The sequence below is a fragment of the Streptomyces sp. NRRL WC-3618 genome (genome assembly GCF_001280005.1).
Taxonomy (GTDB): Bacteria; Actinomycetota; Actinomycetes; order Streptomycetales; family Streptomycetaceae; genus Streptomyces.
The window spans coordinates 1-293 of sequence record NZ_LGDW01000374.1 but is presented as its reverse complement, the minus strand read 5'-3'; the positions used below and the strand labels follow the sequence as shown (position 1 = coordinate 293).

The 293-nt window shown below is 67.2% G+C and carries 1 protein-coding gene; it reads left to right on the top strand.

Annotated elements, in window-relative coordinates; all coding sequences use genetic code 11:
- Window positions 1-293: acyltransferase domain-containing protein (locus tag ADL01_RS26875; protein WP_159049637.1), on the top strand; the 293-nt coding region annotated here is incomplete at both ends.

The following is a 293-nucleotide window of genomic DNA, read 5'->3' as shown; positions in this document are numbered from 1 at the left end:
TTCCCGTCTTCGCCACCGCGCTGGACGAGGTGTGCGCCCACTTGGACGGCCTCCTGGCACGCCCGCTCAAGGACGTCATGTTCGGCACGGACGCCGGGCTGTTGGAGCAGACGGGGTACGCGCAGCCCGCGCTGTTCGCGGTGGAAGTGGCCCTGTACCGCCTGGCCGAGTCGTTCGGGGTACGTCCCGAGATTGTCGGTGGTCATTCGATCGGCGAGTTGACGGCTGCGTACGTAGCCGGACTGTGGTCCTTGGAAGACGCGGCTCAACTGGTCGCAGCTCGCGGCAGGTTG